Source organism: Acinetobacter sp. YH12140, from assembly GCF_013418475.1.
GTDB classification, from domain to species: domain Bacteria; phylum Pseudomonadota; class Gammaproteobacteria; order Pseudomonadales; family Moraxellaceae; genus Acinetobacter; species Acinetobacter amyesii.
Genome location: NZ_VPBZ01000006.1, coordinates 43,896 through 66,669 on the forward strand (window position 1 = coordinate 43,896; position 22,774 = coordinate 66,669).

The 22,774-nt window shown below is 41.6% G+C and carries 24 protein-coding genes; 4 read left to right on the forward strand and 20 right to left on the reverse strand.

The window, feature by feature from the left end; genetic code table 11:
* Window positions 1-26: 26 nt before the first annotated feature.
* Window positions 27-1,307, reverse strand: coding sequence for a D-arabinono-1,4-lactone oxidase (locus FTU75_RS09520; protein WP_180115948.1), 1,281 nt, complete (start codon window positions 1,305-1,307; stop codon window positions 27-29).
* 535 nt (window positions 1,308-1,842) lie between these two features.
* Between FTU75_RS09520 and FTU75_RS09525 the strand changes: the two genes are divergently transcribed.
* Window positions 1,843-3,483 carry an acyl-CoA synthetase gene (locus FTU75_RS09525; RefSeq protein WP_180115837.1) on the forward strand — a complete coding sequence of 547 codons (1,641 nt, stop codon included), beginning with the start codon at window positions 1,843-1,845 and terminating at the stop codon, window positions 3,481-3,483.
* Between the two features lie 174 nt (window positions 3,484-3,657).
* Here the strand turns inward: FTU75_RS09525 and yjgA are convergent, their stop codons facing one another.
* From yjgA to mazG, 9 genes are all read right to left on the reverse strand, one after another.
* On the reverse strand, window positions 3,658-4,191 hold the full coding sequence (gene yjgA / locus FTU75_RS09530; RefSeq protein WP_078189593.1) for a ribosome biogenesis factor YjgA: 534 nt from the start codon (window positions 4,189-4,191) through the stop codon (window positions 3,658-3,660).
* A 2-nt stretch (window positions 4,192-4,193) separates the two neighbouring features.
* On the reverse strand, window positions 4,194-4,463 hold the full coding sequence (locus tag FTU75_RS09535; protein WP_067763492.1) for an HPr family phosphocarrier protein: 270 nt from the start codon (window positions 4,461-4,463) through the stop codon (window positions 4,194-4,196).
* Entirely contained in the window at window positions 4,460-5,311 is an 852-nt protein-coding gene (rapZ, locus tag FTU75_RS09540; protein WP_180011688.1) for an RNase adapter RapZ, read from the reverse strand. The genes FTU75_RS09535 and rapZ overlap by 4 nt, the downstream gene beginning before the upstream one ends.
* 22 nt (window positions 5,312-5,333) lie before the next feature.
* A complete protein-coding gene (gene panC, locus FTU75_RS09545) occupies window positions 5,334-6,182 on the reverse strand; it encodes a pantoate--beta-alanine ligase (RefSeq protein WP_078192648.1) in 849 nt (282 codons plus the stop codon).
* Window positions 6,183-6,185: 3 nt separating this feature from the next.
* Complete coding sequence (panB, locus tag FTU75_RS09550; protein ID WP_111884734.1) at window positions 6,186-6,995, reverse strand: 3-methyl-2-oxobutanoate hydroxymethyltransferase; 810 nt, start codon at window positions 6,993-6,995, stop codon at window positions 6,186-6,188.
* A 46-nt stretch (window positions 6,996-7,041) separates the two neighbouring features.
* Window positions 7,042-7,527, reverse strand: coding sequence for a 2-amino-4-hydroxy-6-hydroxymethyldihydropteridine diphosphokinase (gene folK, locus FTU75_RS09555; RefSeq protein WP_111884735.1), 486 nt, complete (start codon window positions 7,525-7,527; stop codon window positions 7,042-7,044).
* Window positions 7,524-8,993 carry a polynucleotide adenylyltransferase PcnB gene (gene pcnB, locus FTU75_RS09560; RefSeq protein ID WP_180115838.1) on the reverse strand — a complete coding sequence of 490 codons (1,470 nt, stop codon included), beginning with the start codon at window positions 8,991-8,993 and terminating at the stop codon, window positions 7,524-7,526. The genes folK and pcnB overlap by 4 nt, the downstream gene beginning before the upstream one ends.
* Window positions 8,994-9,127: 134 nt before the next feature.
* The gene (locus tag FTU75_RS09565) at window positions 9,128-9,559 is read right to left on the reverse strand and encodes a ComEA family DNA-binding protein (RefSeq protein WP_180115839.1); all 432 of its coding nucleotides are present in this window, start codon (window positions 9,557-9,559) and stop codon (window positions 9,128-9,130) included.
* On the reverse strand, window positions 9,537-10,331 hold the full coding sequence (mazG, locus tag FTU75_RS09570; protein WP_180115840.1) for a nucleoside triphosphate pyrophosphohydrolase: 795 nt from the start codon (window positions 10,329-10,331) through the stop codon (window positions 9,537-9,539). Before mazG ends, FTU75_RS09565 begins: the two co-directional genes overlap by 23 nt.
* A gap of 104 nt (window positions 10,332-10,435) precedes the next feature.
* Here mazG and FTU75_RS09575 point away from each other — a divergent pair, with 104 nt between their 5' ends.
* Window positions 10,436-11,212 carry an SDR family oxidoreductase gene (locus tag FTU75_RS09575; protein ID WP_180115841.1) on the forward strand — a complete coding sequence of 259 codons (777 nt, stop codon included), beginning with the start codon at window positions 10,436-10,438 and terminating at the stop codon, window positions 11,210-11,212.
* 164 nt (window positions 11,213-11,376) lie between these two features.
* On the forward strand, window positions 11,377-11,796 hold the full coding sequence (locus FTU75_RS09580) for a hypothetical protein (protein WP_180102551.1): 420 nt from the start codon (window positions 11,377-11,379) through the stop codon (window positions 11,794-11,796).
* Window positions 11,797-11,883: 87 nt separating this feature from the next.
* Here the strand turns inward: FTU75_RS09580 and FTU75_RS09585 are convergent, their stop codons facing one another.
* On the reverse strand, window positions 11,884-12,525 hold the full coding sequence (locus FTU75_RS09585) for a 4'-phosphopantetheinyl transferase superfamily protein (protein ID WP_180115842.1): 642 nt from the start codon (window positions 12,523-12,525) through the stop codon (window positions 11,884-11,886).
* Window positions 12,526-12,802: 277 nt separating this feature from the next.
* On the opposite strand from FTU75_RS09585, the gene FTU75_RS09590 reads away from it, so the two are divergent.
* Window positions 12,803-13,372, forward strand: coding sequence for a hypothetical protein (locus FTU75_RS09590; protein WP_180115843.1), 570 nt, complete (start codon window positions 12,803-12,805; stop codon window positions 13,370-13,372).
* A 76-nt stretch (window positions 13,373-13,448) separates the two neighbouring features.
* Here the strand turns inward: FTU75_RS09590 and der are convergent, their stop codons facing one another.
* The 9 genes from der to ndk all read right to left on the reverse strand — a co-directional run bounded on the left by der (window position 13,449) and on the right by ndk (window position 22,741).
* On the reverse strand, window positions 13,449-14,858 hold the full coding sequence (gene der / locus FTU75_RS09595) for a ribosome biogenesis GTPase Der (protein WP_078192658.1): 1,410 nt from the start codon (window positions 14,856-14,858) through the stop codon (window positions 13,449-13,451).
* A 173-nt stretch (window positions 14,859-15,031) separates the two neighbouring features.
* Window positions 15,032-16,177, reverse strand: coding sequence for an outer membrane protein assembly factor BamB (bamB, locus tag FTU75_RS09600; RefSeq protein ID WP_180115844.1), 1,146 nt, complete (start codon window positions 16,175-16,177; stop codon window positions 15,032-15,034).
* Entirely contained in the window at window positions 16,174-16,872 is a 699-nt protein-coding gene (locus FTU75_RS09605) for a tetratricopeptide repeat protein (protein ID WP_180102548.1), read from the reverse strand. Before FTU75_RS09605 ends, bamB begins: the two co-directional genes overlap by 4 nt.
* A 30-nt stretch (window positions 16,873-16,902) precedes the next feature.
* The gene (hisS, locus tag FTU75_RS09610) at window positions 16,903-18,198 is read right to left on the reverse strand and encodes a histidine--tRNA ligase (RefSeq protein ID WP_180055934.1); all 1,296 of its coding nucleotides are present in this window, start codon (window positions 18,196-18,198) and stop codon (window positions 16,903-16,905) included.
* Between the two features lie 3 nt (window positions 18,199-18,201).
* Entirely contained in the window at window positions 18,202-19,323 is a 1,122-nt protein-coding gene (gene ispG / locus FTU75_RS09615; protein ID WP_078192661.1) for a flavodoxin-dependent (E)-4-hydroxy-3-methylbut-2-enyl-diphosphate synthase, read from the reverse strand.
* Between the two features lie 23 nt (window positions 19,324-19,346).
* Entirely contained in the window at window positions 19,347-20,141 is a 795-nt protein-coding gene (locus FTU75_RS09620) for a RodZ domain-containing protein (RefSeq protein ID WP_180115845.1), read from the reverse strand.
* Window positions 20,132-20,935, reverse strand: a complete 804-nt coding sequence (gene pilW / locus FTU75_RS09625) for a type IV pilus biogenesis/stability protein PilW (RefSeq protein ID WP_078189612.1) — start codon at window positions 20,933-20,935, stop codon at window positions 20,132-20,134. Before pilW ends, FTU75_RS09620 begins: the two co-directional genes overlap by 10 nt.
* Before the next feature lie 15 nt (window positions 20,936-20,950).
* Window positions 20,951-22,186 carry a 23S rRNA (adenine(2503)-C(2))-methyltransferase RlmN gene (rlmN, locus tag FTU75_RS09630; RefSeq protein WP_180034883.1) on the reverse strand — a complete coding sequence of 412 codons (1,236 nt, stop codon included), beginning with the start codon at window positions 22,184-22,186 and terminating at the stop codon, window positions 20,951-20,953.
* Between the two features lie 123 nt (window positions 22,187-22,309).
* Window positions 22,310-22,741: a nucleoside-diphosphate kinase gene (ndk, locus tag FTU75_RS09635; RefSeq protein ID WP_078189614.1), complete on the reverse strand. Its 432-nt coding sequence runs from the start codon at window positions 22,739-22,741 to the stop codon at window positions 22,310-22,312.
* Between the last annotated feature and the right edge of the window lie 33 nt (window positions 22,742-22,774).

Genomic DNA, 22,774 nt, shown 5'->3' on the forward strand with positions numbered 1-22,774 from the left:
CTTCAACGTTTAACGTTCCACGATGCTTATTCAATCAGTATTTGCTGTAGCTCTGGACTGAGCCACTTTTGCTTCGGATCTAATTCTTGTCGAATATTTAAAAAATCCTGCCACTTGGGGTACACATTTTGAAGCTGCCGCGCATTTAGGCTATGCAATTTTCCCCAATGCGGACGCCCGCCATATTTTAAAAAAATCGGCTCCACGAGCTTAAAGATGACTTGATAATCTTGCTTATAGAACTGATGCACCGAAATTGAGGCCGAATCTTGCTGATAAAACGGACTGAGCCAAATATCATCCCCACGTACAAGTCGATATTCTAGCGGGAAAAACATCGGAACCTTATGTCGTCGAAGGGTATGCAAAATTTCTTCTAAACAATTCATCCCGTGTTGCAGCGGAATCTGGTATTCCATCTCATTAAATTTGGTATTTCGAGCAGAAGGAAAAATTCGACTTGACCAATCTACGTTCATCGAAGGTTTGACAAAAACACCCAATAAGTTTTGTAGCCATGGATTCAGTGGTGGAAAAATTCGCGTCAATTCTGCACAAAATTTGAGTAATACGTCATCATCTAACCACTGTTCTTTCCGCGGTTGAAGGTCATCTTCCGTCTCATCTAAGGTTTTTAAAATAACCTGATCGGCATGACTAAATACCCAGAACTCAATATGTCGATGTGCATATTGCCATTGCTGCATATTCTGCATGACATCTTTCAGCGGACATAATCGCGTTTGTTCTTTGAGTTTATACATCGGCCGATTTTGCAGCTGTACATGCGTCAGCACGCCTAAACTCCCGAGTGAAACACGCCCTGCTTGGAAAATTTCGCTGTTCTGTTCAGCACTGCATTGTAGTAATTCACCCTGCGCGGTTAATAATTCAAACCTCGTAACCAATGCCGATAAACACGGTAATTCGAGTCCGGTACCATGCGTCCCTGTTGCAATAGCTCCAGCCAAACTTTGACGATCAATATCACCTTGATTAATCAGTGCTTGATCAAAAGCCGCGAGCTTCTCCCCCAAATCAAATAATCTTGTGCCAGCTTGGACGGTACTTTGGCAGCGTTCAGCATCGATATCTAGAATGCCTTTGAGATGATCTAAACGTACTAAGGTATCTGTAGTTTTTGCCAAAGGGCTAAAAGAATGCCCTGAACCGACCATACGAATCTTAGGATGGGATTGCACTATATCCATTAATTGCTCAAGATTTTGCGGTTGTATAAATGACTTCGGGATCGACTTCTGAGCACCTGACCAATTTTCCCATGCAATGTCGTGTTGAATTGTCATATTCATCCTTGTCGCCATACTTTTTATTGTATTTAGCCGTATTGTTTTATTTTTGATTTCCGCTTTTGCAATGTTAATGCACAAGCCATCTTGATTTTTTACTTAGATTATACGAAGTTTAGCATCTTCTCAAATTTAAGTTTATTGTTAAAAAACAGCAAATAAGCCACGATCAATTAAAGAAAATATCATTCGTTTATATCCCCACAAAGACTATTCAAGGCGCTCTACATTATTCGTTAAGCATCATTCAAACCGAATCAATAAAAAAGATCACACACGGAAATATCTGCTAAATTAGTATAAAAAACCAACAAACCCTGTATATTTTTCAACTAAATTATTTATGCTAAAAAATCAAATTTGAGAACCACAGGGTTCATTTTCGTCACCTTATTGTTTTTATTATGTTAAATTTCAATCACTTAAAAATTTAGTGCAAATACTCGACTAAAGCATAAATGCAGAGAAGCTACGGACTGAATTATTGTTAAGTCAGATTTAAAACAAATAGACATGGACTTGGAGTACCACGATGGTTAGCGCATACGATGAATTGCCACGGACCCCGGCAAATTTTGTGGCACTTTCGCCTCTACGTTATTTAGAGCGTGCAGCTTATATTTATCCTGATCAGGATGCCATTATCCATGGCAATCGTCATATTTCATGGCGCCAAACGTATAACCGCTGTCGTCAATTTGCACATCAGTTGCAACAATTAGGCATTGGCAAAAACGACACCGTGTCTGTGTTATTACCGAACATTCCGGCTATGGTTGAAGCACACTTTGCCGTACCGATGGCGGGTGCTGTACTAAATACGCTAAATACACGCCTTGATGCGAAAACCATTGCCTTCATGCTGGAACATGCAGAAACCAAAGTCCTGTTGGTTGACCCTGAATTTGCTCAAGTTGCCACCGAAGCTTTGGCTTTGATCGATCAAGACATTTATGTCATTGATGTTGCAGATGCTGAATTTGAAGGCACAGCACAACCGATTGGACAAATTGAATTTGAAGACTGGTTGGCGCAAGGCGATGCCAACTTTGAGTGGCACTTACCTCAAGATGAATGGGATGCAATTAGCTTAAGCTATACCTCGGGTACCACAGGGAATCCAAAAGGCGTGGTGTATCATCACCGCGGCGCATATATCAATGCAGCGAGTAACATCATTGCTTGCGGCATGACGCCACGTGCAACGTATCTGTGGACGCTTCCTCTATTCCACTGTAATGGCTGGTGCTTTGCATGGACGATGGCAGCCAATGGCGGAACCAATATTTGTCTACGTAAAATCGACCCTGAACTGATTTTCAAACTGATCGCAGAGCACAAAGTAGATTATTTCTGCGGTGCGCCAATCGTACTTTCAATGATGATCAATACGCCTGAAGAGAAAAAAGCGCAATTTGACCATCGCGTTGAAGTGATGGTTGCTGGTGCAGCGCCACCTGCAGCGATTATTGAAGGGATGCGTAATATTGGTATCAATGTCACACATGTTTACGGTTTGACTGAAACCTATGGTCCATCAGCACTTTGCGCATCGCAAGCTGGTTGGTCTGATCTTTCCATTCAAGAACAAGCACATTTGCATTCTCGCCAAGGTGTGCCATACCCGCTTCAAGATGGCATGAAAGTCATTGATCCTGAAACCATGTTACCTGTTCCGCATGATGGCCAGACCATGGGTGAAATCATGTTCCGTGGCAACATCGTAATGAAAGGTTATTTGAAAAACCCGGAAGCAACGGCTGAAGCCTTTGCCGGTGGTTGGTTCCATACAGGCGACTTAGCAGTCTGCCAACCTGACGGTTATGCCAAAATTACTGACCGCTCTAAAGATGTGATCATTTCAGGGGGTGAAAACATTTCATCGCTAGAAGTAGAAGAAATTCTATATCAGCACCCTGCTGTACTGACAGCTGCAGTGGTTGCAAAACCTGACCCTCGTTGGCAAGAAGTGCCTTGTGCCTTTATTGAATTAAAAGCAGGTAAAGAAGCAACGCCTGAAGAACTGATCGAATTCTGTAAGCAGCACCTTGCACGTTTCAAAGTACCTAAAGATGTAGTGATTACCGAAATTCCAAAAACTTCGACAGGTAAACTTCAGAAGTTCGTTCTCCGTGAATGGGCTAAAGAGCGCGCTGTTGGTGAATTTGGTTAATGTTAAAACTCAAAAGCCAAGCATGATTTTTTCAACATTTAAGCAAAAAAAGCGACCTAATCAGGTCGCTTTTTTGATATGAAGTCTATAACTTCACGTTTTGCTTCAATGATCAGATCATGTTGAATTCTCTGATCATTGAGCTATCTATGCACTTGGCTATCTAATCATGCATTAGTTATCAGATAATAAAGCCACTTGTTGAATGTAGTTAAACAATTTCAACTTTGACGCAGTCAGTTCTTCTTCGCTTACATTTTTTGCTATATCACGTTGAATACGCAAAATATGCTGACGAATAGGATGATGTTCAGCAGCATTATGTGCTTTCATGAACTCTTTAATGACGGGATCACCTTGGGCAATCATACGTTCAGTCCAGCGTTGAAGCTGCGCTGTTTTTTTCGCACCTTGCTGCGGGGTTAAGTAAGATAAAATCATGGTTTCATCTTCATTACGCAGTAATTTACCTACACGTTGAAACTGACGGCGTCGCGCTTCATGTGAAGTAATTGTTTGTGCATCTAGTAGTGCTTCGATCAGACGCTCTTCAACAGGAAGATTTTTAATCTGTTTAGGATTCAGTTTTGCAAGTTCCTCGCCCAAAGCAGCCATACGTTGTACAGCTTTCTTTTGCTCAGTTTTACTTGCACGTCCTTCTAAGGATTCAAAGTCTTCTTCGGTATAGCGGTTCGGTCGACGTGCCACGTTTAATCTGCCTCGTAAAATTTTGCCGCAAACAGTGCTTGAATTTCAGATAAAGCTTTTTCTTCATCTGCACCTTCAATCACTAAGCGTAAAGTTGTGCCCTTGCCTGCGCCAAGCATCAGCAAAGACATAATATTTTTGGCATCTACTAATTTTCCACCCTTACCAATTTGAATCGACGAGCGAAATTTGGTCGTGACTTCGATTAGCTTGCCAGATGCACGCGCATGTAAACCCAGTTTATTAATTACGTCAACAGTTGTGTCGATCATGACCAGTGCTTCATTTCTCTATGTAGAACCTGAATAGACCATTTTGCCTCAAGTGCTTTTTTTAGTCTATCTACGATATATACCGAACGGTGTTGCCCACCTGTACAACCGATCGACACCGTCATGTAATGACGATGCCCTTCGGCAAATGCCGGCAGCCATTTATCCAAGAAATGATAAATATCTTGGAACATTTCATTGGTTTGTTCACTTTGCTGTAAAAATTGACGAACTGGCTCATCTAATCCTGAATACTTACGTAATTCCATATCCCAGTGCGGATTGGGCAAATGACGGACGTCAAAAACATAATCTGCATCGAGTGGAATACCATGCTTATAGCCAAAAGACTGTAAGATCAATATTAAATTATCTGCCTGTCCAAGTTTAGACAGCAAGGTATGTTTTAAATCATGTACGCTCTTATCTGTAGTATCAATATGTACTGTCGAGCGTAATTGAATCGGCAACAGTAAAGATTTTTCTTCCTGTATGCACTCATTTAAACTTTTGAAACGACTTGCCAACGGATGGGGACGTCGAGATGAACTGAATCGCGCAATCAATTCCTGATCACGCGTGGTCAAATAAATAATATCGACTGAGCCATGGCGTTGTAGCTGTTGAAAAACCAAATCGAACTCTTGTAAATCTGCACGTGTACTGCGGACATCCACACCCAGTGCCAATTGTTCAAGATTATTTTCTGAATCAAGTTTTTCAACAATTTCGGGGAGTAAGGCCAATGGCAAATTATCGATACAGTAATAGCCCAAATCCTCAAGTATCTGTAATGCAGATGACTTTCCAGATCCAGATTGTCCTGTAACAATTAAAATGCGCTTCATCGCTTGCTACCCCATAGCCGTTTTAAACTGCAGTATATTTAACCTGCATATTATCAATAAGACGTGTTGCGCCTAATTTAGCCGCAATAAACAACACCACGTCTTGATCAAATTCTTCAATTTTCTGTAATTCAGGTGTACGTGCTTCAACATAGTCCACAACAAAACCCGCCGCTGTCAATGTTGCTTTAATATTCGCTAACACATCTGCAAGCTGAGTTCCAGCATGTAATTCTGCCTCAGCCGTTTTCAAGCTTTGGTAAATCGTTGGTGCAATCGCACGATTTTCCGCACTTAAATAACCATTGCGTGAACTCAATGCCAAACCATCTTCAGCACGAGTAATCGGCACACCAATCACTTCTAGTGGAATATTTAAGTCACGTACAAACTGACGAATCACTGCAAGTTGCTGGTAATCTTTTTGCCCAAAGAATGCAAAATTCGGTTGAACAATATTAAAGAGTTTTGTCACAACAACAGCAACACCGTCAAAATGACCCGGACGCTGTTCGCCACACAAATCATTGGTAATGCCGCCCACGCTAATATTGGTTAAGCGCGGTTTGTTGCCATACATTTGTTCAACAGTCGGTGCAAACACGATGTCACAACCCACTTCAGCCAATAAGTGCTGATCTTGTTCCAAAGTACGTGGATAGTTGTCAAAGTCTTCATTTGGACCAAACTGAATTGGGTTAACGAAAATACTCACCACCACGACATCACACAGTTTACGTGCTTCACGAACTAAATTAAGGTGACCTTCATGCAAGTTCCCCATCGTTGGTACAAAACCAATGATTTTGCGCGCAGCACGTGCTGGATTTAGCGATGCACTTAAACCTTGAATCGTTGTTTCAGTTTTCATGTCTTACAGCTCAATTTGGAATGTATGTTCTTTGGCAGGGAAACTACCATCAAGTACGGCAGCGTGATACGCCTTAAACGCATCCACAATTGCTGTTTCCCCTGCTTGCTCTTTCATAAAGTTGCGAACAAATTTCGCCACGTGACTAAACGTTAGTCCCAACATATCTTGTTGAACCAAGACTTGAGCATCCGTTTCTGCACCGGCACCGATCCCAATCACAGGTGTATTTGGGAATAATTCACTAATTTCTTTACCCACTTGGGCAGGAACACATTCCAAAAGTAAAATTGCTGCACCTGCATCAACCACAGCTTTACAATCTGCAATGAGTTGATCCGCGGTTTCGCGTGTACGTGCTTGCACTTTATAACCGCCAAACACATGAACCGATTGCGGAGTTAACCCTAAATGCACACACACTGGAATACCATTACGGGTCAATACTTCAACTGTTTCTGACAACCATGCACCACCTTCCAATTTGACCATCTGTGCGCCTGCTTGCATCACGGTCTTTGAATTCACCAAAGCGTCATTCAAAGTGGCATAGGTCATAAATGGCAAATCAGTCAAAATAAACGCATGTTTATTGCCACGACGCACTGCAGCAGTGTGATATACCATATCTTCAACAGTGACAGGCAAAGTTGAGTCATTCCCTTGAATGGTCATCCCCAATGAATCACCAATCAGAATACTATCGACTTCAGCAACTTCCATTGCTTTTGCCATGCTCGCATCATAGCAAGTCAGGCAGGAGAATTTGCGGCCTTCCGCTTTAAATTTTTTCAAGTCACTTAGACTAATCATTTCAATATTCCTCAGATGACGGCTTTCTCAAGTGGTCATACAAAAATTAAAGATGGGCCCAGTTTCCTGCATCCAATACAGTTAAATTTGGATTATTCAAAATAGGTAAATCTTTTAATGGTTGTCCTTTAATCTGTAGATTCTCATCTAAATCCAACAAAGGTTTCAACACAAAATCACGTTCTAAAACACCAACATGAGGCACCGTCAAACGTTCATTTTGAATGTGCTGTTCACCATAAATCAGTAAATCTAAATCCAGTGTACGCTCCCCCCAATGACGTAGGCGTACACGCCCCGACTCTTGTTCAAAGCGTTGCAATTCATCCAACAAGGCCAAAGGCGCTAGATCCGTTTCTAATGCAACCGCTGCATTTAAATAATTCGGCTGATCTTGTGGCCCCATTGGCGGGCTTTGATACAGTTTTGAGACTTTCACTGTTCCGAGTGTTGCAAGTTTATGCACCGCTTCACTGAGAATCTGCTGAGAATCACCTAAATTACTGCCTAAACCAATATATGTCAGCGTCATTGTGTTGGCCCAAAAATAACCTGAGTCAAATCTCGTTTCACACGTTTACGTTTTAAAATCGGATGATCTGCACCAATTTCACCACTGGCTGACGCTGCAACGATTGACACTGTCTCTAGACTATTGGCATGTGATTTAGGCTTACGTTGACGGCGACTTCTGCTTTCTGGTTCATTCACCAGCGGTTCAATTTCAACTTGCTGATGAGTAGAAGTTTTGGCTTCCACATCTTCATGCGCCGCTTTACGACGACTCTTGGCACGTTGACGATTGTATTGGCTAATTGCTCGTTCTTTTTCGTCAGTGCTCATCTGCTGATAAGCATCCCACCACTGCCCCATGCCTTGCGTGCTTGTATCGCCCGATTTTTCACGCAGCAGCAGAAAGTCAAAGCCTGCACGGAAACGTGCATGACCTGAAAGTGCTTCAATTTGCTGTGGTTTTGGACTTAGTAAACGGGTTTGCATTTCCCAAACTTCACGAATAAATGTTTCGGCAAAGCGTGGAATAATGGTTCGTGTAGCCTGACGTTTCAATACATCTAAACCAGCTTGAGCACGTGCTTCAGCAGGAACTACACCTTTGTTTAGATAGAACGTACAACGTTCTTGGAACGGAATCCACAATAACACGGCATAGAAAAATGCAGGGTTAATGGTTTTCCCAATCGAAATACGTTGATCGGTATTTTTTGCAGCCAACTCAATAAATGGCGTTACAACCGGTTTGATATCTGCAAATAATTGATACCAAATACCAAAATCGATCAGCATCGGTAAGACGCGATTGAGATGCCCCATAGTAAAGAGTTTTTGTGACTCATCGTATAAACGATGTGGAGACACATCACGCAGCAATTGAGTAAGTTCTGGAGTAAAGACATCCAGAATTTTTTCATCAATATTAAAGTTTAATTTGGCTGCAAAACGTAAAGTCCGAAGCATCCGCACAGGATCTTCTTCAAAACGTAATTGTGGATCACCCAATAAACGCAAGGTTTTATGCTTAATGTCATCTACTGCATGACAAAAATCTAGCACTTCACCTTTGCGTGGTTGGTAATACATTGCATTGATCGAGAAGTCACGACGTGCAAAGTCTTGCTCAATCGTACCCCAATTATTATCACGTAAAATCATGCCCGCAGCAGAAGTCACGGCTTTTTTAGGCGGCGCACGGAAGGTCGCAACTTCGATCAGTTCACGTCCTGAGTAGACATGCGCCAGCTCAAAACGACGACCAATAATTCGGCAACGTCGCCCGAAGACTTCTTTCACCTGAGCTGGTGTCGCATTAGTTACGGCATCAAAATCTTTAGGTGCATGACCCAACATTAGGTCGCGGACACTGCCACCCACGATATAAGCTTCATAGCCTGCCTTAGTTAAGGCATCAATCACATCTAAAATGGAAGAAGGTAATTGTGCGGTTGATAAACCACATTTGGACGCGCGCAAAGTTTGCAAAAGACGCTGTCTCCTACGTCTGAACGTAAAATTCTTAAGATGTCGCTAATGATATCTCTAACACAATCAAAGGGCAATTTGATTATCTCAATGCTCAAGCTGAGCTTAACCTAATTCTTTTTTTTACACTTCACTTAAAGTGCCAATTTTGCTTTATTTTTAGCAAACAGCGCAGGACCGATTCCCTTAACCTGTTGAATATCATCAATGCTTTTAAATAAGCCATTACTTTTGCGATATTGCACAATTGCTTCCGCTTTTTTCTGACCAATTCCATGCAATGTCTGCAGTTCATCGACTGAGGCTGTATTTAAGCGTACCTGATCTGATCGGCTATTTTGCTGAGTGCTGGGTCGTGACAAATAATAGTTTGCATTGCTGGGTGCAGTTGTCGCTTTGGACTTAGAGGCCTCAGATTGCTTTTTTAATTGCTGATCTTGAGCTTGCTGCATGGCTTTCCATTCCGCGTAGCCCGAAGGGCTTTGCGCAAAAGTTAAATCTGCCATTAAACTCAAAACCAAGACAAGTAATTGCGTAAAGTATTTATTCTTTAGGATGTGATACATATTTAGCCTGTTGTTTTAATTGTTGTTTTGCCTGTTCCCATAACTGATCCATTTCAGTCAGGGACAAGTCTTCTACATGTTTTTGTTGTAATGTGGCCTGTGCTTCAATATAAGCAAAACGGCTTCTAAATTTATGAATGGTACTTAACAGTGCCATCTCACTTGAGATGCCAATCTTACGTCCAACATTCACCAGAGAAAATAAGCAATCACCAAATTCATCAAATATTTCGTCGGATTTTTTGCCTGCTAAGGCCTCTTTTAATTCCCCCAACTCTTCCTCAAGCTTGCCATAGGCCCCTTCAATATCTGGAAAATCAAAGCCTATTTTCGCCACATTTTTTTGAATTTCATCTGCTTGGCTTAATGCAGGAGCATGTTTAACCTCATCTAATCTAGATGCTGATTTCCCCGCTTTTTCTTGTTGTTTAATCTGTTTCCATAGTGTTGCCACATCATCCGCATTGAGTGCTGAGAATTGCTCTGCCTGAAACACATGGGGATGACGGCGAATTAATTTATCTGTAATGGCTTGCACCACATCTTGAAAATTAAACGCGCCTTGTTCGCTATACATCTGCGACTGAAAAACCACTTGTAGTAATAAATCTCCCAGTTCATCTCGTACATCATCACTCTGACCTGAACGAACTGCCGCTTCAACTTCATAGGCTTCTTCGATGGCATAACGAGTCAAACTTTCTGGGGTTTGCTTTTGATCCCATGGACATTTTTCACGTAATTCTTTCATCACTGCTAATAATTGTTCCATGTGAACTCCAGCTATTTACTCATCAGTACATTGTTTCGATTACAGAATTTGATATGCTCAAAATTCACTCAGGGAATGAGCAACTCAATTTAAGGAAGCATAACATGCAAAGTATTTTTATTAGTGGTGCAGGACAAGGGATTGGCGCAGCAATTGCACGACTATTCATACAACAAGGCTATAAAGTTGGGCTTTACGACATTAACCAATCTCAAGTCACCTCCTTAGCTGCTGAACTCGGTAGCCATGCCAAAGCTGGGCTTTTAGATGTGACACAACCAGAGCAATGGCAAAGCGCTTTAGCTGAATTTGTTGCTTGGGCAGGTCAGCTGAATATCTTAGTCAATAATGCCGGAATTCTGTATTCAGGTAGCTTTGAACATACGGAACTGTCTGCACACCACCGTACGATTGATATCAATGTCAAAGGGGTGATAAACGGTTGCTATGCGGCATTTCCCTATTTAAAACAAAGCAATTTTGCTCGTGTGATTAACCTCTCTTCGGCTTCAGCAATTTATGGACAAGCGGATTTAGCCAGTTATGCCACATCTAAATTTGCTGTCCGCGGGTTCACTGAAAGTTTGGATATTGAATGGCAAAAATACAATATTCGCGTTTTAGATGTGATGCCTTTATTTGTTCAAACCGCGATGGTGCAAGACATGGATGCACAAAGTATTAAGAAAATGGGGGTCAATCTTCAACCGAGCGATGTCGCTCAGCAAATTTATGCCTTGGTACAAAAAAAGGATACTGTCTTAATGGCCACACATACACCTGTGGGGATGAAAGCTAAATTTTTATTTAATTTATCGAAGTTTAGCCCGCAATTTGTCAACCGCTTAAGTAATATTTGGATTGCACAAAAACCCAAATAGCAACGTGTTACTAATCATTTAATTTTGCAATCATTTTTGTACGCAAATTACACAAAGTTACACAATTGTCACATTTTAACAGGACAAAATTCCTTTTTTTGAATAATATTCACCCGCCCATTACTTTCGGGCGTTTATTTTCTAACAATAAAGTGAATTATTTCATGAAAAAATTACTTGTTCTTGCAACTGTTACTTCTATTTCAATTTCTGCTTTTGCTACAACTCAATTCGCATCTTCAGAATTAAAAGCGATGGATTGTGCAACTCTTGCTGTTGAAAAAGCGAATGCTAAGCGCTCTTTAGAAGCTGCTGACAAAAACATTGCAAACATCCAAGCATCTGCTCAAGCACCAGGTAAATCATTGAGCAAATTTGCTGGTTTAGCGGGTGGCGCTCTTGCTGCTTTCGGTGGTAACTCTGAAAAAGCTGCTCGTGCAGGCAACATTGCAAACAGCTTGGCTGGTGAGCAAGATACTTCTGATGCAAGCAACCTTGAACTTCAACAAGCGAACAAATCTGCTGCTCAAGCAAACATCGACAACATTGGTATCTACCAAGGTTCTAAAAAATGCAAAATCTAATCTAATGCCAGTTTAGATTGATTTTCAAAAAAAGCCCTGTTCAGCCAGAACAGGGCTTTTTTTATAGTTATTTTATTTCATACCGATTTATAAGACATTCAACTCAATTTTCGGCAAATGAAAGCCTCGGCAAGATTGTTCACTTTGCCATGCCACCGTCAACATGACATGCGGCAGTTGAATATTCTGATAAGCAAAAGTGCCAATGGTGGGATGGCTACACATCCCACCATTCTGCTCAGGATGACACTGCGTATTCAGTTCATTCAGGTTCACTCGAATCCCTAAACCTGACGCTTTAAGTACCGCCTCTTTGGTGGTCCAAACTTTAAACCAAAAATCAGGATCATGCTCACAGCTCTCCCAATGAAGCAATTCTTCGGGATGAAAACTGTGTTGAACCATCGCATCAAAACGAACTTTTCGATTTAAATCCTCAATATCAACACCAATATTGGCGATTTTTTCACTGCTGGCCAAAACATAATGCTGCTGGCTATGACTATGATTAAAATGAAAGTGTGGAAAATCAGGAAGAAAAGGCTTACCAAATGCAGACTTTGAAAAATCTGAATTTTCAACTGACCTATTTAGCCGCTGCCCGAGTAATTGATTGCGATATTGGTAAATGGCTTGTTTACGCACGGCAATTACCTCTTGACGACTCAAGCCATGCGGCTCCACAAAGAAGTCAGTAATTGCACTATATTCAAGCTGAATTTTCGCCATAAGTTATTGATCCAATATCTTTTACACTACGTCCATGACGCTATATTTTATGCGACTCTCCGACACAAAATACACCACAATACAGATGAGCGCATCGGTCCTTTGACTTATCGAGATTTTAAAACTCAGTTTAAAAATATTTCAGACCACTTAAGAAATACTTAATATTATAAATATATTCAAATACTTAAGTATAATAAATATTTCAAATACATCTTTAATTAGATAAAATACTCTAGATTATTATAACTTTAATTTAAAACTCGGGGTAAACCACATGCTAAGAAAAATCACCTTAATCAGTTCACTTTGCGTCCTACCATGTTTCGCTCAAGCAGGATTATTGGATGCAGCCGTTGCAGTAATGGGTGCCCAAAATGGCGCGATTATGGACCAAGCTGAAGCGCGTATGAATCAAAGCCGTCAAGAAGCTGCCAATGCTGTAGCTCAAGCAGACCGTGGCTATGCCTCAAATTTCAATCAAGCTAACCAAACCAACAATAGTGTTTATAGCACCAGTTATTTAAAAACCTTAGATTGCACTGATCTGAGCGTTGAACGTAAAACTTTCGAACGTACATTGGAAGCATCGCAACTGGCATTAAGCCAAGCGTCTGCACAGCAAAATAATCAAGTTTCAAAATGGGCTGGTCTTGCTGGCAACGCGCTATCCGCATTTTCAGGTCAATCTGAAACAGCCGCGCGTATGGGACAATTTGCGACAGCTTTTTCGGGCAATAAAAATACACAACAGGATAGCAGCAGCGCACAGCAAGCCATTGAAATTGCTCAAGCTAATCTAGATAATATTGATATTTACCGCCAAGCTAAAAAGTGTAAAAACTAATTTCTACATCTTTTTAGATAAATAAAGTGAAATAAAAAAGCCTGCATATCTGCAGGCTTTTTTTGTTCATCTAAACTTAGCGTTTGAATTTCTTTTCCGCTTTTTTGAACTTCTGAACATAACGACGTTTACGTGCCGCCGTACGCTCATCGATTTGCGACTTACGACCTTCAAATGGGTTATCAGAGGTTTTAAATTCAATTTTGACTGGCGTACCTTCAAGTTTATAAACTTTACGGAACACGTTTTCTAGGTAACGACGATAGTCATTTGGCGTTTTATCGACCTTGTTACCATGAATCACAATCGTCGGTGGATTTTGTCCGCCAATATGCGCATAACGCATTTTGATACGACGACCTTGAACCATTGGTGGTTGGTGCGCATCAGTTGCATCATTCAAGATCTGAGTGATTTTCGCAGGTGATACTTTCAAATGCGAAGAATCATAAGCACGGTGGATCGATGGATAAAGATCACCAACACCTGTACCGTGAAGTGCAGAAATTAAGTGAATTTTTGCCCATGGAATAAAGTCAAAACGACGTTCAACATCTAATTTACACTGTTTACGGTCATAGTCAGACATGTTGTCCCATTTGTTGATGGCAATCACCATCGCACGGCCTGCTTCAAGCGCATAACCAATCAAATGCAAGTCTTGCTCAACGATCCCTTCACGTGCATCGACAACAATAACCACAACATGCGCATCTTTCATCGCTTGTAAAGTTTTCACAATCGAGAATTTCTCGATCATTTCGTCCACTTTACCTTTACGACGTACACCCGCAGTATCGATTAACGTATATTTACGGCCATCACGTTCAAATGGAATATAAATCGAGTCACGTGTTGTACCCGGTTGGTCAAATGCAACCACACGGTCTTCACCCAACAAACGATTCACTAAAGTCGATTTACCCACGTTTGGACGACCAATAATCGCTAAACGTAAGCCTGTGTCTTTATCGTGTTGTTCTTCACTTTCATCTTCAGGCACTTCAGCTAACACTTCTTCAAGCATTTGCTGAACACCACGACCATGGCTGGCAGCCACTTGAAGTGGTTCACCCATACCCAATTTGAAGAATTCAACTAAAGCTGCTTCGGCATGTACACCATCGACTTTATTGGCAACAAGATAAACTTTTTTACCTAGCGTACGTAGGTCACGAGCAATTTGCTCATCAGATGCTAATAAGCCTGCGCGAGCGTCAACAACGAACACAATAATATCTGCTTCATTGATGGCAGTTTTTGACTGTTCTGCCATGTACGAATCGATACCACCTTCAGTTTCGCCAATACCCCCAGTATCAACGACAATGAAAGATTTATTTTGATAAGTCGCGTCACCATATTTACGGTCACGAGTCAGACCGGCAAAGTCAGCAACGAGAGCATCACGGCTCTTGGTTATCTGGTTAAACAACGTTGATTTTCCGACGTTCGGACGACCAATGAGCGCAATTACGGGTTTCATAGATTAACCTTTATTCCAGATCAGCCAGTTTGGTCTGGTCTGAACATCAGAAAGCTTAGGAAGAATGGAAATAGGATAAATGCCTAAAATAAATAAAAACACGGGGCATTGATGATTCAATCCCCCGCGTTAAAAATACGGTTTGGCTTATTTTAACATAAGCCGCAGAAAAATTAACGGTTCTGCCAAATGCTTAATGCACCCTTACGTGTCGACACATATAATTGGTTGTCAATTACACGTAGTGAACGTACTTCACCACTGGTTTTAGAACGACCAACCAACTCGCCTGTCGCTGGGTTGATTAAGTGAAGTACACCATCCAGATCACCAACCACAAGGTCTTGACCTAACATCACTGGGTTACTCAAATTACGATTAAGCAATTGGTCATTTTCCCACAATGTTTGACCAGTGGTAATTTCATAAGCCACAATTTTACCATCAGTTTGTGTCACAAAGACACCATTGCCCGCAACTTCAGGACGCTGAATGCTGCTCGCATCATTGCTCCAGATCACTTGTTGTGAGGCAAGATCAAGCGCTGTCACTTGGCCTTGGTAACTGGTGGTAATTAAAAATTGACCTGCTACAGTCGGTTCACCGTCAATATCAATGAGACGTTGTACATCTGAACGACCGTCTGACACTGCAACACGACGCTGCATTTTCGGAATACCGCTCAATGCATCAATCACATAGATATAGGCATTTGAAGAAGCGATGAGAACATGACGCGCATCGAGTGATACCGGTGCTGCCATACCACGTAAACTAAACTGCACATTTGGCAAGTTATAGGTCCAAGTTTGTTGGCCCGTTGCCACATCGTTTGCATATACCGTACCATCATTGGTAACTGAAATAACGCGACCTGCTTGAATCAACGACGGTGAAAGTAACGCACCGGTTAATTGCGCCGTCCACTTTTGTTCACCTGTTGCCTGATCTAATGCAAATAATTGACCTTTTGCATTACCAACAACCACAATTCCGTCAGCTGCTTCTACACCTGCAGTCAAACCTTGTTTAGAGATTTTCTTCTGCCATAAACGCTCTTTGCCTTTGTAGGCTTGAACTTCACCATTAGGATTTACGTTAAAAACAACGCCATTATCTGCATCCATACGTAAACGTAGTGGATCTGCTTCTTCAGTTGAAGCCACACTGTTTGAAAATACAGGTGCTAAAGTTTTTGCCTGTTCCAATTTTGGTAAAGGATTTGGTTTTACTTTTTCTACTTTTCCTTTATTTGCACAACCAGCCAAAGCAAGTGTTAAAACTGTCAGCGCACAGGTAATTTTGTATTTTCTATTCATTCAGTTGCTTCCACTTGTGTATCTATAATCGGACGTTCAATTTCAGGATCATCAACTAAAACGCCTACACTTTCGAGTTTAATTTGTAAAATTTGACGTTCTTCTTGTCGCTCAACCAAAGCATCCCATGCACTTTGATAAACTTTCTTTGCATTTTCGATATCATTTTTTGCAACATAGACATCGCCACGGGCTTCATCTGCAGTCGCTTGAAAAGCAGGTTCTTTAACCGCTTCTAAAGTTTTTAATGCTTCATCAAATTTCTTTTGTGCCAATTGTGCATACGCCAAACGTAATTTCACCAATTGAACTAAGCCTGCATCGTCAACTTTTGAATTTTCAACTTTTTTCAAAGCTTTCTCAGCATTGGCATAATCGGCTTTATCATATGCCAATTTTGCCATAAGCAACTGAGTTTGGATGGCTTGTGGCGAATCTGGCGCTTCTTTTACAATTTTATCTGCAGTCGCAGAAAGTTGTGTAAAAGCGTCACCCGTCGCCGACTGAGCTTCATCCATTAACTGCTGTACTTTGGCTGTTTGCATTTGCGATTCAGCCAAAGTTTTCTTCTGCCAGTATTCCCATCCGAAAAAGGCAATCAACGCAATTAAAATGCCGCTAACAATGGCAGAGCCATATTTTTTAGCAAACGATTTTAAATTATCAAGTTGTTCTTCTTCACTCAATGCGCTCATGAAATTACCTTTTTCCTTATGTTATAGGGATTATTTTGAAGAAATTTTTTCGATAATGAAGGCAACAAAGTCTGCCACATTCACTTCGTGTTGTTCTGCAATAGCTAGCTCTTTCACCAGCACTTGCCCTGCTGCTTGCTCACGTTCACCGTAAATCACAGCAAATAAAGCACCCGATTGGTCTGCTTTTTTCATTTGCGATTTCATTGAACCTTGTGAACCAACTTTTAAGCGAATGTTGCTACCCGCTGCTTCAAGTTGATCACGAATTTGTTCAGCAAGGACCAATGCCTTACCTTGAGTTGCAGGATCTGAAACCAAGAATAGCTCACAGTCACGTACAGGAGTATTGTCTTCCACTTGTTCAAGTAGAAGAAGCAAACGCTCCATACCCATTGCAAAACCAACAGCAGGCACCGACTGGTCTACTTTACCTTTAAGCTGACCGACTAAACCGTCATAACGACCACCAGCACATACCGTTCCTTGAGAACCTAAGTGTGTAGTTGTCCATTCAAAGACCGTTTTGTTGTAATAGTCGAGACCACGAACCAATTTTTGATTGATCACAAAACCAACACCAGCATCAGTCAAATACTGCTGCAATTGAGCAAAGTGAGCCAACGTTTCTTCACCCATAAAGTCGTGAAGTTTTGGCGCATTTTCCAAAATGCTTTGTGTTTTTGCATCTTTAGAATCCAAAATACGCAGTGGATTCGTAGTTAGACGACGCTGTGAATCTTCATCTAAGTCATTTTTATGTGACTCTAAGAATTCAACCAATGCTGCACGATAAGCTGCACGTTCATCAGACTCACCTAAAGTATTGAGTTCTAATTGAACTTTATCTGCAACGCCCATACGTTTCCACAAACGTGCAGTCATTAAAATCAATTCTGCATCTTGATCTGGTGTTGCAACACCAAAAGTTTCTACGCCAAATTGATGGAACTGACGGTAGCGACCTTTTTGTGGTTTTTCATAGCGGAACATTGGGCCGACATACCATACACGCGGTGTAGCACCACGAAGTAAGTTATGTTCAAGCATTGCACGTACACACCCTGCTGTTCCTTCTGGACGCAAAGTCAAAGACTCAGGCGGATTACCTTTGTCTAAGAATGTGTACATTTCTTTTTCAACGATATCCGTTGCATCACCAATAGAACGTTTGAACAGATGAGTCTGCTCCACAATCGGCAAGCGAATTTGCTGATAACCATAAGCATCCATCAAGCTAGATAAATGCTGTTCTAGACGTCTCCATGCAGGACTTTGCGTAGGGAGAATGTCATTAAAACCTTTGATTGCGACGATTGAACTCATGATCTACTCAGAAAAACTTGTGCGAATAATCTCTTTAGCTTTAGCGTCTTCAAGATCGCTAACACGTTGACGAACCATCGCTTCGATTTCGTCAACCAACTGATTTGTGTCAATTAAATGGCTCTTTTCGCCATTACGATACACCAGTGAACGCGGACTTGCACCTACTACACCAATATCGGCTTCTTTGGCTTCACCCGGACCATTCACTTTACAACCAATCACCGATACATCCATTGGGGTACGAATATCTTCTAAACGCTCTTCCAATGTTTGCATGACTTTGATGACATTAAACTCTTGGCGTGAACAACTTGGGCATGCAATAAAGTTAATGCCGTTTGAACGTAAGCCCAATGATTTTAAAATATCAAAGCCAATTTTGATTTCTTCTTCAGGCTCTGCTGCCAATGAAATACGCATGGTGTCACCAATACCTTCCATCAACAAACCACCTAAAGCGATAGCAGATTTGACTGAACCCGTACGGTATACACCAGCTTCAGTCACACCCAAGTGTAATGGGTTATCAATTTGTTTAGATAACAAACGGTAAGCATCCATCGTCAGAAAGACATTCGATGCTTTGACTGACACTTTAAATTCATGGAAATTTAAACGGTCTAAAATATCAATATGGCGCATTGCAGATTCAAGCAAAGCCTGACCTGTAGGCTCACCATATTTCTTTTGAATATCTTTTTCCAGTGAACCTGCATTGACACCAATACGCATAGAGATGTCATTATGTTGTGCAGCAGCTACCACTTCACGGATTTTGGCTTCAGAACCAATATTACCCGGGTTAATACGCAAACAATCTGCACCAAGGTCTGCAACACGTAAAGCAATTTTATAATCAAAGTGAATATCGGCAACCAGTGGCACTTGCACACGTTTACGAATTTCACCAAAAGCTTCAGCAGCTTCCATACTCGGTACAGAAACACGCATGATGTCTGCGCCTACATCAACGCAGCGCTGAATCTGTGCCACGGTCGCTTCGACATCACAGGTTTCAGTATTGGTCATACTTTGGATGCTGATCGGCGCATCACCACCGACATACACCGAACCTACTTTAATTTTACGCGTTGGACGGCGCTTAATGGGATTTTCAATCATTGTTCAGTCTGCTCTGTTGTCCCTTAACGTGATAAACGGAAATCTGCTTTGCCGTTTACGGTATATGGTGACAATGAAATATTTTCATTATTTAAGCTTAATGACACTGCTGTTGCATCATCCAAACGAATTTGGAATGGTGTTTCACCGTTTAAGTTGAGCGTCGATGCTTGACGACCTGTCGCCAAAACTTTACCCGTCGAATCAACAATATGTACTGAAGTCGGGCTACTAAAGGTCAATGTCAATTGATCGCCACTAACCGCTGCATTTCCGCCATTCATGTCGAGGACTTGAACTTCTGAAGCGACATCATTGGTCACAGCGTCTTCATTATCGCTGCCCGAGGTCATGCCCTGAATCGCCGCCACGATCGCACCAATGACTACCAACACAGCCAATGCAATCAGACCACGTTTGATCCATTTACGATTACGGTCACGGTTAGAACCGGGTAATTTACCCATAATTTTAATCGGTGAATTGTTTAACGCGTGATTTGGCAACAAACCCGTATCGTTAGCATAAATATCATCAAAACGTTGAATGATATTGGTTGCATCAACTTTTAAATATTTGGCATAAGTGCGGTAGTAACCTTTAATAAAGGTCGCTTCAGGCAATGACTTATAATCATCTTGCTCAAGTGCAGTCAGTGTTTTTAATGGAATATTGAGTTCTGATGCGACAGCTTCAAGTTCCAGTTTTTGCGTAATACGTACTTGACGTAAATACTCACCTGGGCGTTGTACATTTCCTAATGCATTTGGAGCTACGCTCGAACCATTCGATTGCGGTGAATTAGGATTTACTTCCATACGGCCTCAGTACTGTACTGTAATTGCAAATAGCGTTGGTATTCAGGACTTTCTGGGAACAAAGCACGTAACTGGTTGACCAGTACTTGCATACCCAAATTGTCGCCATTGGCACGCGCTGTTCGAATGCCAATCCAGAGTGCACGCGCACCCTGATTTTTTTGTCCTACTGCACGTACAAATTGTTCATACATTTGTGTGGCAGCAGGGAACTGCTGATTCAAATAAAAGATTTCAGACAACTCTAACATTGAAACATAAGAATCACGATTAGCCTGCAAAGCTTGTTTGAATGATTTTTCAGCATTCGCCACATCACCCACTTTCAGGTAAATTCGACCTAAATTTTCCAATGCTTTGAAACGTTGATCATAACCTAAAGTTGAACCTGCGATGCTGAACTGTTCAATCGCATCATTATAGCGCTCAACTTGGTATAAATACGTACCGTAGTTGTTACGTGCTTGAGAATTTTTTGAGTCTGCTGAAATTGCACGCTTAAAATAACTATCTGCTTTTTCTAAGTTGGCTGGACTGCCTTCTCGTTGCAGTAAGACACCCATCATCATATTGGCCTGAGAATCGCGAGAATCCACCTCTAAAGCCTGATCTAATGCGCGTTTAGCAGAGTCCAAATCCCCTGCTTTCAGGTGTTCAACAGCCAATTGCGTTCTGATTTTTACGGCTTTCTCTGGGTCTTTTTTCCCAATCTCAGGCGTTTGACATGCTGTTAATGCCAAAACCGATGCACATAAAGCTGAAACGAAAGTGAACTTATACGTTAACTTTTTCAATTGGCTGCCTCTTTATTATCCTTGTGAGCGCAGTATCTCATTTTGCTGCGCAACTTTCTTTTTCCATTGCTCCGCACGACGAGTACGGTCAGCAACTTGCCCCACGAGTTGTCCACACGCAGCATCGATATCATCACCACGTGTCTGACGAATCGTACACACAAAACCGGCATCAGACAAAGTTTTTTGGAAAGAAATAATACGGTTACGGCTTGAACGACCGTATGGCGCATGCGGGAACGGGTTAAACGGAATTAAATTAATTTTGCTTGGTAAGTTTTTCAACAGCTTTAACATTTGCTGTGCATGTTCAGGATGGTCATTTACACCATCTAACATCACGTATTCGATGGTCACGTGTTTACGCGAACTTTCATTACCATCTTTTGCGATATAACGCTGACACGCTGCAATCAACTGTTCCAACGGATATTTTTTATTGATCGGAACTAGTTCGTTACGTAGTTCATCATTTGGCGCATGGAGTGAAATTGCCAAGGCTACATCAATGTCTTGTGCCAATTGGTCAATTTTAGGCACTACACCTGAGGTTGATAAAGTCACACGACGCTTCGACATACCATACGCAAAGTCATCCAACATGATACGCATTGAATTCAATACAGCATCATAGTTCAACAGCGGCTCACCCATGCCCATCATCACTACGTTGGTCACTGAACGTTCACGATCCGCAACTGGCACATCTTCCATATAAGAGAAGTTCGCCATCCACAGCTGACCAATAATTTCAGCTTGGCTCAAATCACGTTGGAAACCTTGTTTCCCAGTTGAACAGAATGAACAGTCCAGAGCACAGCCCACTTGTGATGAAATACACAAGGTCTTACGTGCGCCGGTTTTATCTTCTGCAGGAATGAGCACAGTTTCAACCAATGAACCTGCACCTTCACCTACACGGAACACCCATTTACGAGTACCGTCTTTTGAGTAATTTTTATGCACCACTTCAGGCGCTTTAATTTCACAAATCTTTTCTAGTTTTTCACGCAATTTTCCAGAAATATTGGTCATTTCAGCAAAATCAGTCACGAAGAACTGATGAATCCATTTCATCACCTGCCCTGCACGGAACTTTTTCTCCCCCATATCTTCGAAGAATTTTTCCATTTGCGGACGTGACATGCCCAGTAAATTCACTTTCTCCACAGTGTTTTGCTGCGTCGGAGCGGATGGAGATTGTTGCTGTGCATCAGAAACAGCTGATGTAGCGACTACTTCAGTACTCATGTGTATTTACCTAAACCATGTCTAAAGATCAAAGGAGAAGCTCAGTTATTGAGCAAAGAATTATTCAGAGAATAAAAAAACCAGACAAGCAGTATACCACTTATCTGGTTTGAATACTTCGAATTAACGAGTACGTGGAGCGATCTCAGTTTGAGCGAAGAAGTAGTTAACTTCACGATCAGCAGATGCTACAGAGTCAGAACCGTGAGCAGCGTTTTCGTCGATGCTTACAGCGAAGTCTGCACGGATAGTACCAGGAGCAGCTTCTTTAGGGTTAGTTGCGCCAAGGATTTCACGGTGAGCAAGAACTGCGTTTTCGCCTTCAAGAACTGAAACTACAACTGGACCAGAAGTCATGAATGCAACTAGGTCACCAAAGAAACCACGTTCTTTGTGCTCAGCGTAGAAGCCTTCAGCTTCAGCTTGAGTCAAGTGTTTCATTTTAGTTGCAACGATTTGAAGACCGGCTTTTTCGAAACGAGCAAAGATGTCGCCGATGTGGTTTTTAGCAACTGCGTCTGGTTTAACGATAGATAAAGTACGTTCAATAGCCATGAGAGGCTCCTTAAGTCAATTTGACGTGAAAAA

Excerpts from the sequence above, each read along its gene's own strand:
- FTU75_RS09520 (WP_180115948.1), bottom strand. The coding sequence starts at position 1,307 with ATGACAATTCAACACGACATTGCATGGGAAAATTGGTCAGGTGCTCAG.
- FTU75_RS09525 (WP_180115837.1), top strand. The coding sequence starts at position 1,843 with ATGGTTAGCGCATACGATGAATTGCCACGGACCCCGGCAAATTTTGTG.
- FTU75_RS09535 (WP_067763492.1), bottom strand. The coding sequence starts at position 4,463 with ATGATCGACACAACTGTTGACGTAATTAATAAACTGGGTTTACATGCG.
- rapZ (WP_180011688.1), bottom strand. The coding sequence starts at position 5,311 with ATGAAGCGCATTTTAATTGTTACAGGACAATCTGGATCTGGAAAGTCA.
- panC (WP_078192648.1), bottom strand. The coding sequence starts at position 6,182 with ATGAAAACTGAAACAACGATTCAAGGTTTAAGTGCATCGCTAAATCCA.
- panB (WP_111884734.1), bottom strand. The coding sequence starts at position 6,995 with ATGATTAGTCTAAGTGACTTGAAAAAATTTAAAGCGGAAGGCCGCAAA.
- folK (WP_111884735.1), bottom strand. The coding sequence starts at position 7,527 with ATGACGCTGACATATATTGGTTTAGGCAGTAATTTAGGTGATTCTCAG.
- FTU75_RS09565 (WP_180115839.1), bottom strand. The coding sequence starts at position 9,559 with ATGTATCACATCCTAAAGAATAAATACTTTACGCAATTACTTGTCTTG.
- mazG (WP_180115840.1), bottom strand. The coding sequence starts at position 10,331 with ATGGAACAATTATTAGCAGTGATGAAAGAATTACGTGAAAAATGTCCA.
- FTU75_RS09575 (WP_180115841.1), top strand. The coding sequence starts at position 10,436 with ATGCAAAGTATTTTTATTAGTGGTGCAGGACAAGGGATTGGCGCAGCA.
- FTU75_RS09580 (WP_180102551.1), top strand. The coding sequence starts at position 11,377 with ATGAAAAAATTACTTGTTCTTGCAACTGTTACTTCTATTTCAATTTCT.
- FTU75_RS09585 (WP_180115842.1), bottom strand. The coding sequence starts at position 12,525 with ATGGCGAAAATTCAGCTTGAATATAGTGCAATTACTGACTTCTTTGTG.
- FTU75_RS09590 (WP_180115843.1), top strand. The coding sequence starts at position 12,803 with ATGCTAAGAAAAATCACCTTAATCAGTTCACTTTGCGTCCTACCATGT.
- der (WP_078192658.1), bottom strand. The coding sequence starts at position 14,858 with ATGAAACCCGTAATTGCGCTCATTGGTCGTCCGAACGTCGGAAAATCA.
- bamB (WP_180115844.1), bottom strand. The coding sequence starts at position 16,177 with ATGAATAGAAAATACAAAATTACCTGTGCGCTGACAGTTTTAACACTT.
- FTU75_RS09605 (WP_180102548.1), bottom strand. The coding sequence starts at position 16,872 with ATGAGCGCATTGAGTGAAGAAGAACAACTTGATAATTTAAAATCGTTT.
- hisS (WP_180055934.1), bottom strand. The coding sequence starts at position 18,198 with ATGAGTTCAATCGTCGCAATCAAAGGTTTTAATGACATTCTCCCTACG.
- ispG (WP_078192661.1), bottom strand. The coding sequence starts at position 19,323 with ATGATTGAAAATCCCATTAAGCGCCGTCCAACGCGTAAAATTAAAGTA.
- FTU75_RS09620 (WP_180115845.1), bottom strand. The coding sequence starts at position 20,141 with ATGGAAGTAAATCCTAATTCACCGCAATCGAATGGTTCGAGCGTAGCT.
- rlmN (WP_180034883.1), bottom strand. The coding sequence starts at position 22,186 with ATGAGTACTGAAGTAGTCGCTACATCAGCTGTTTCTGATGCACAGCAA.
- ndk (WP_078189614.1), bottom strand. The coding sequence starts at position 22,741 with ATGGCTATTGAACGTACTTTATCTATCGTTAAACCAGACGCAGTTGCT.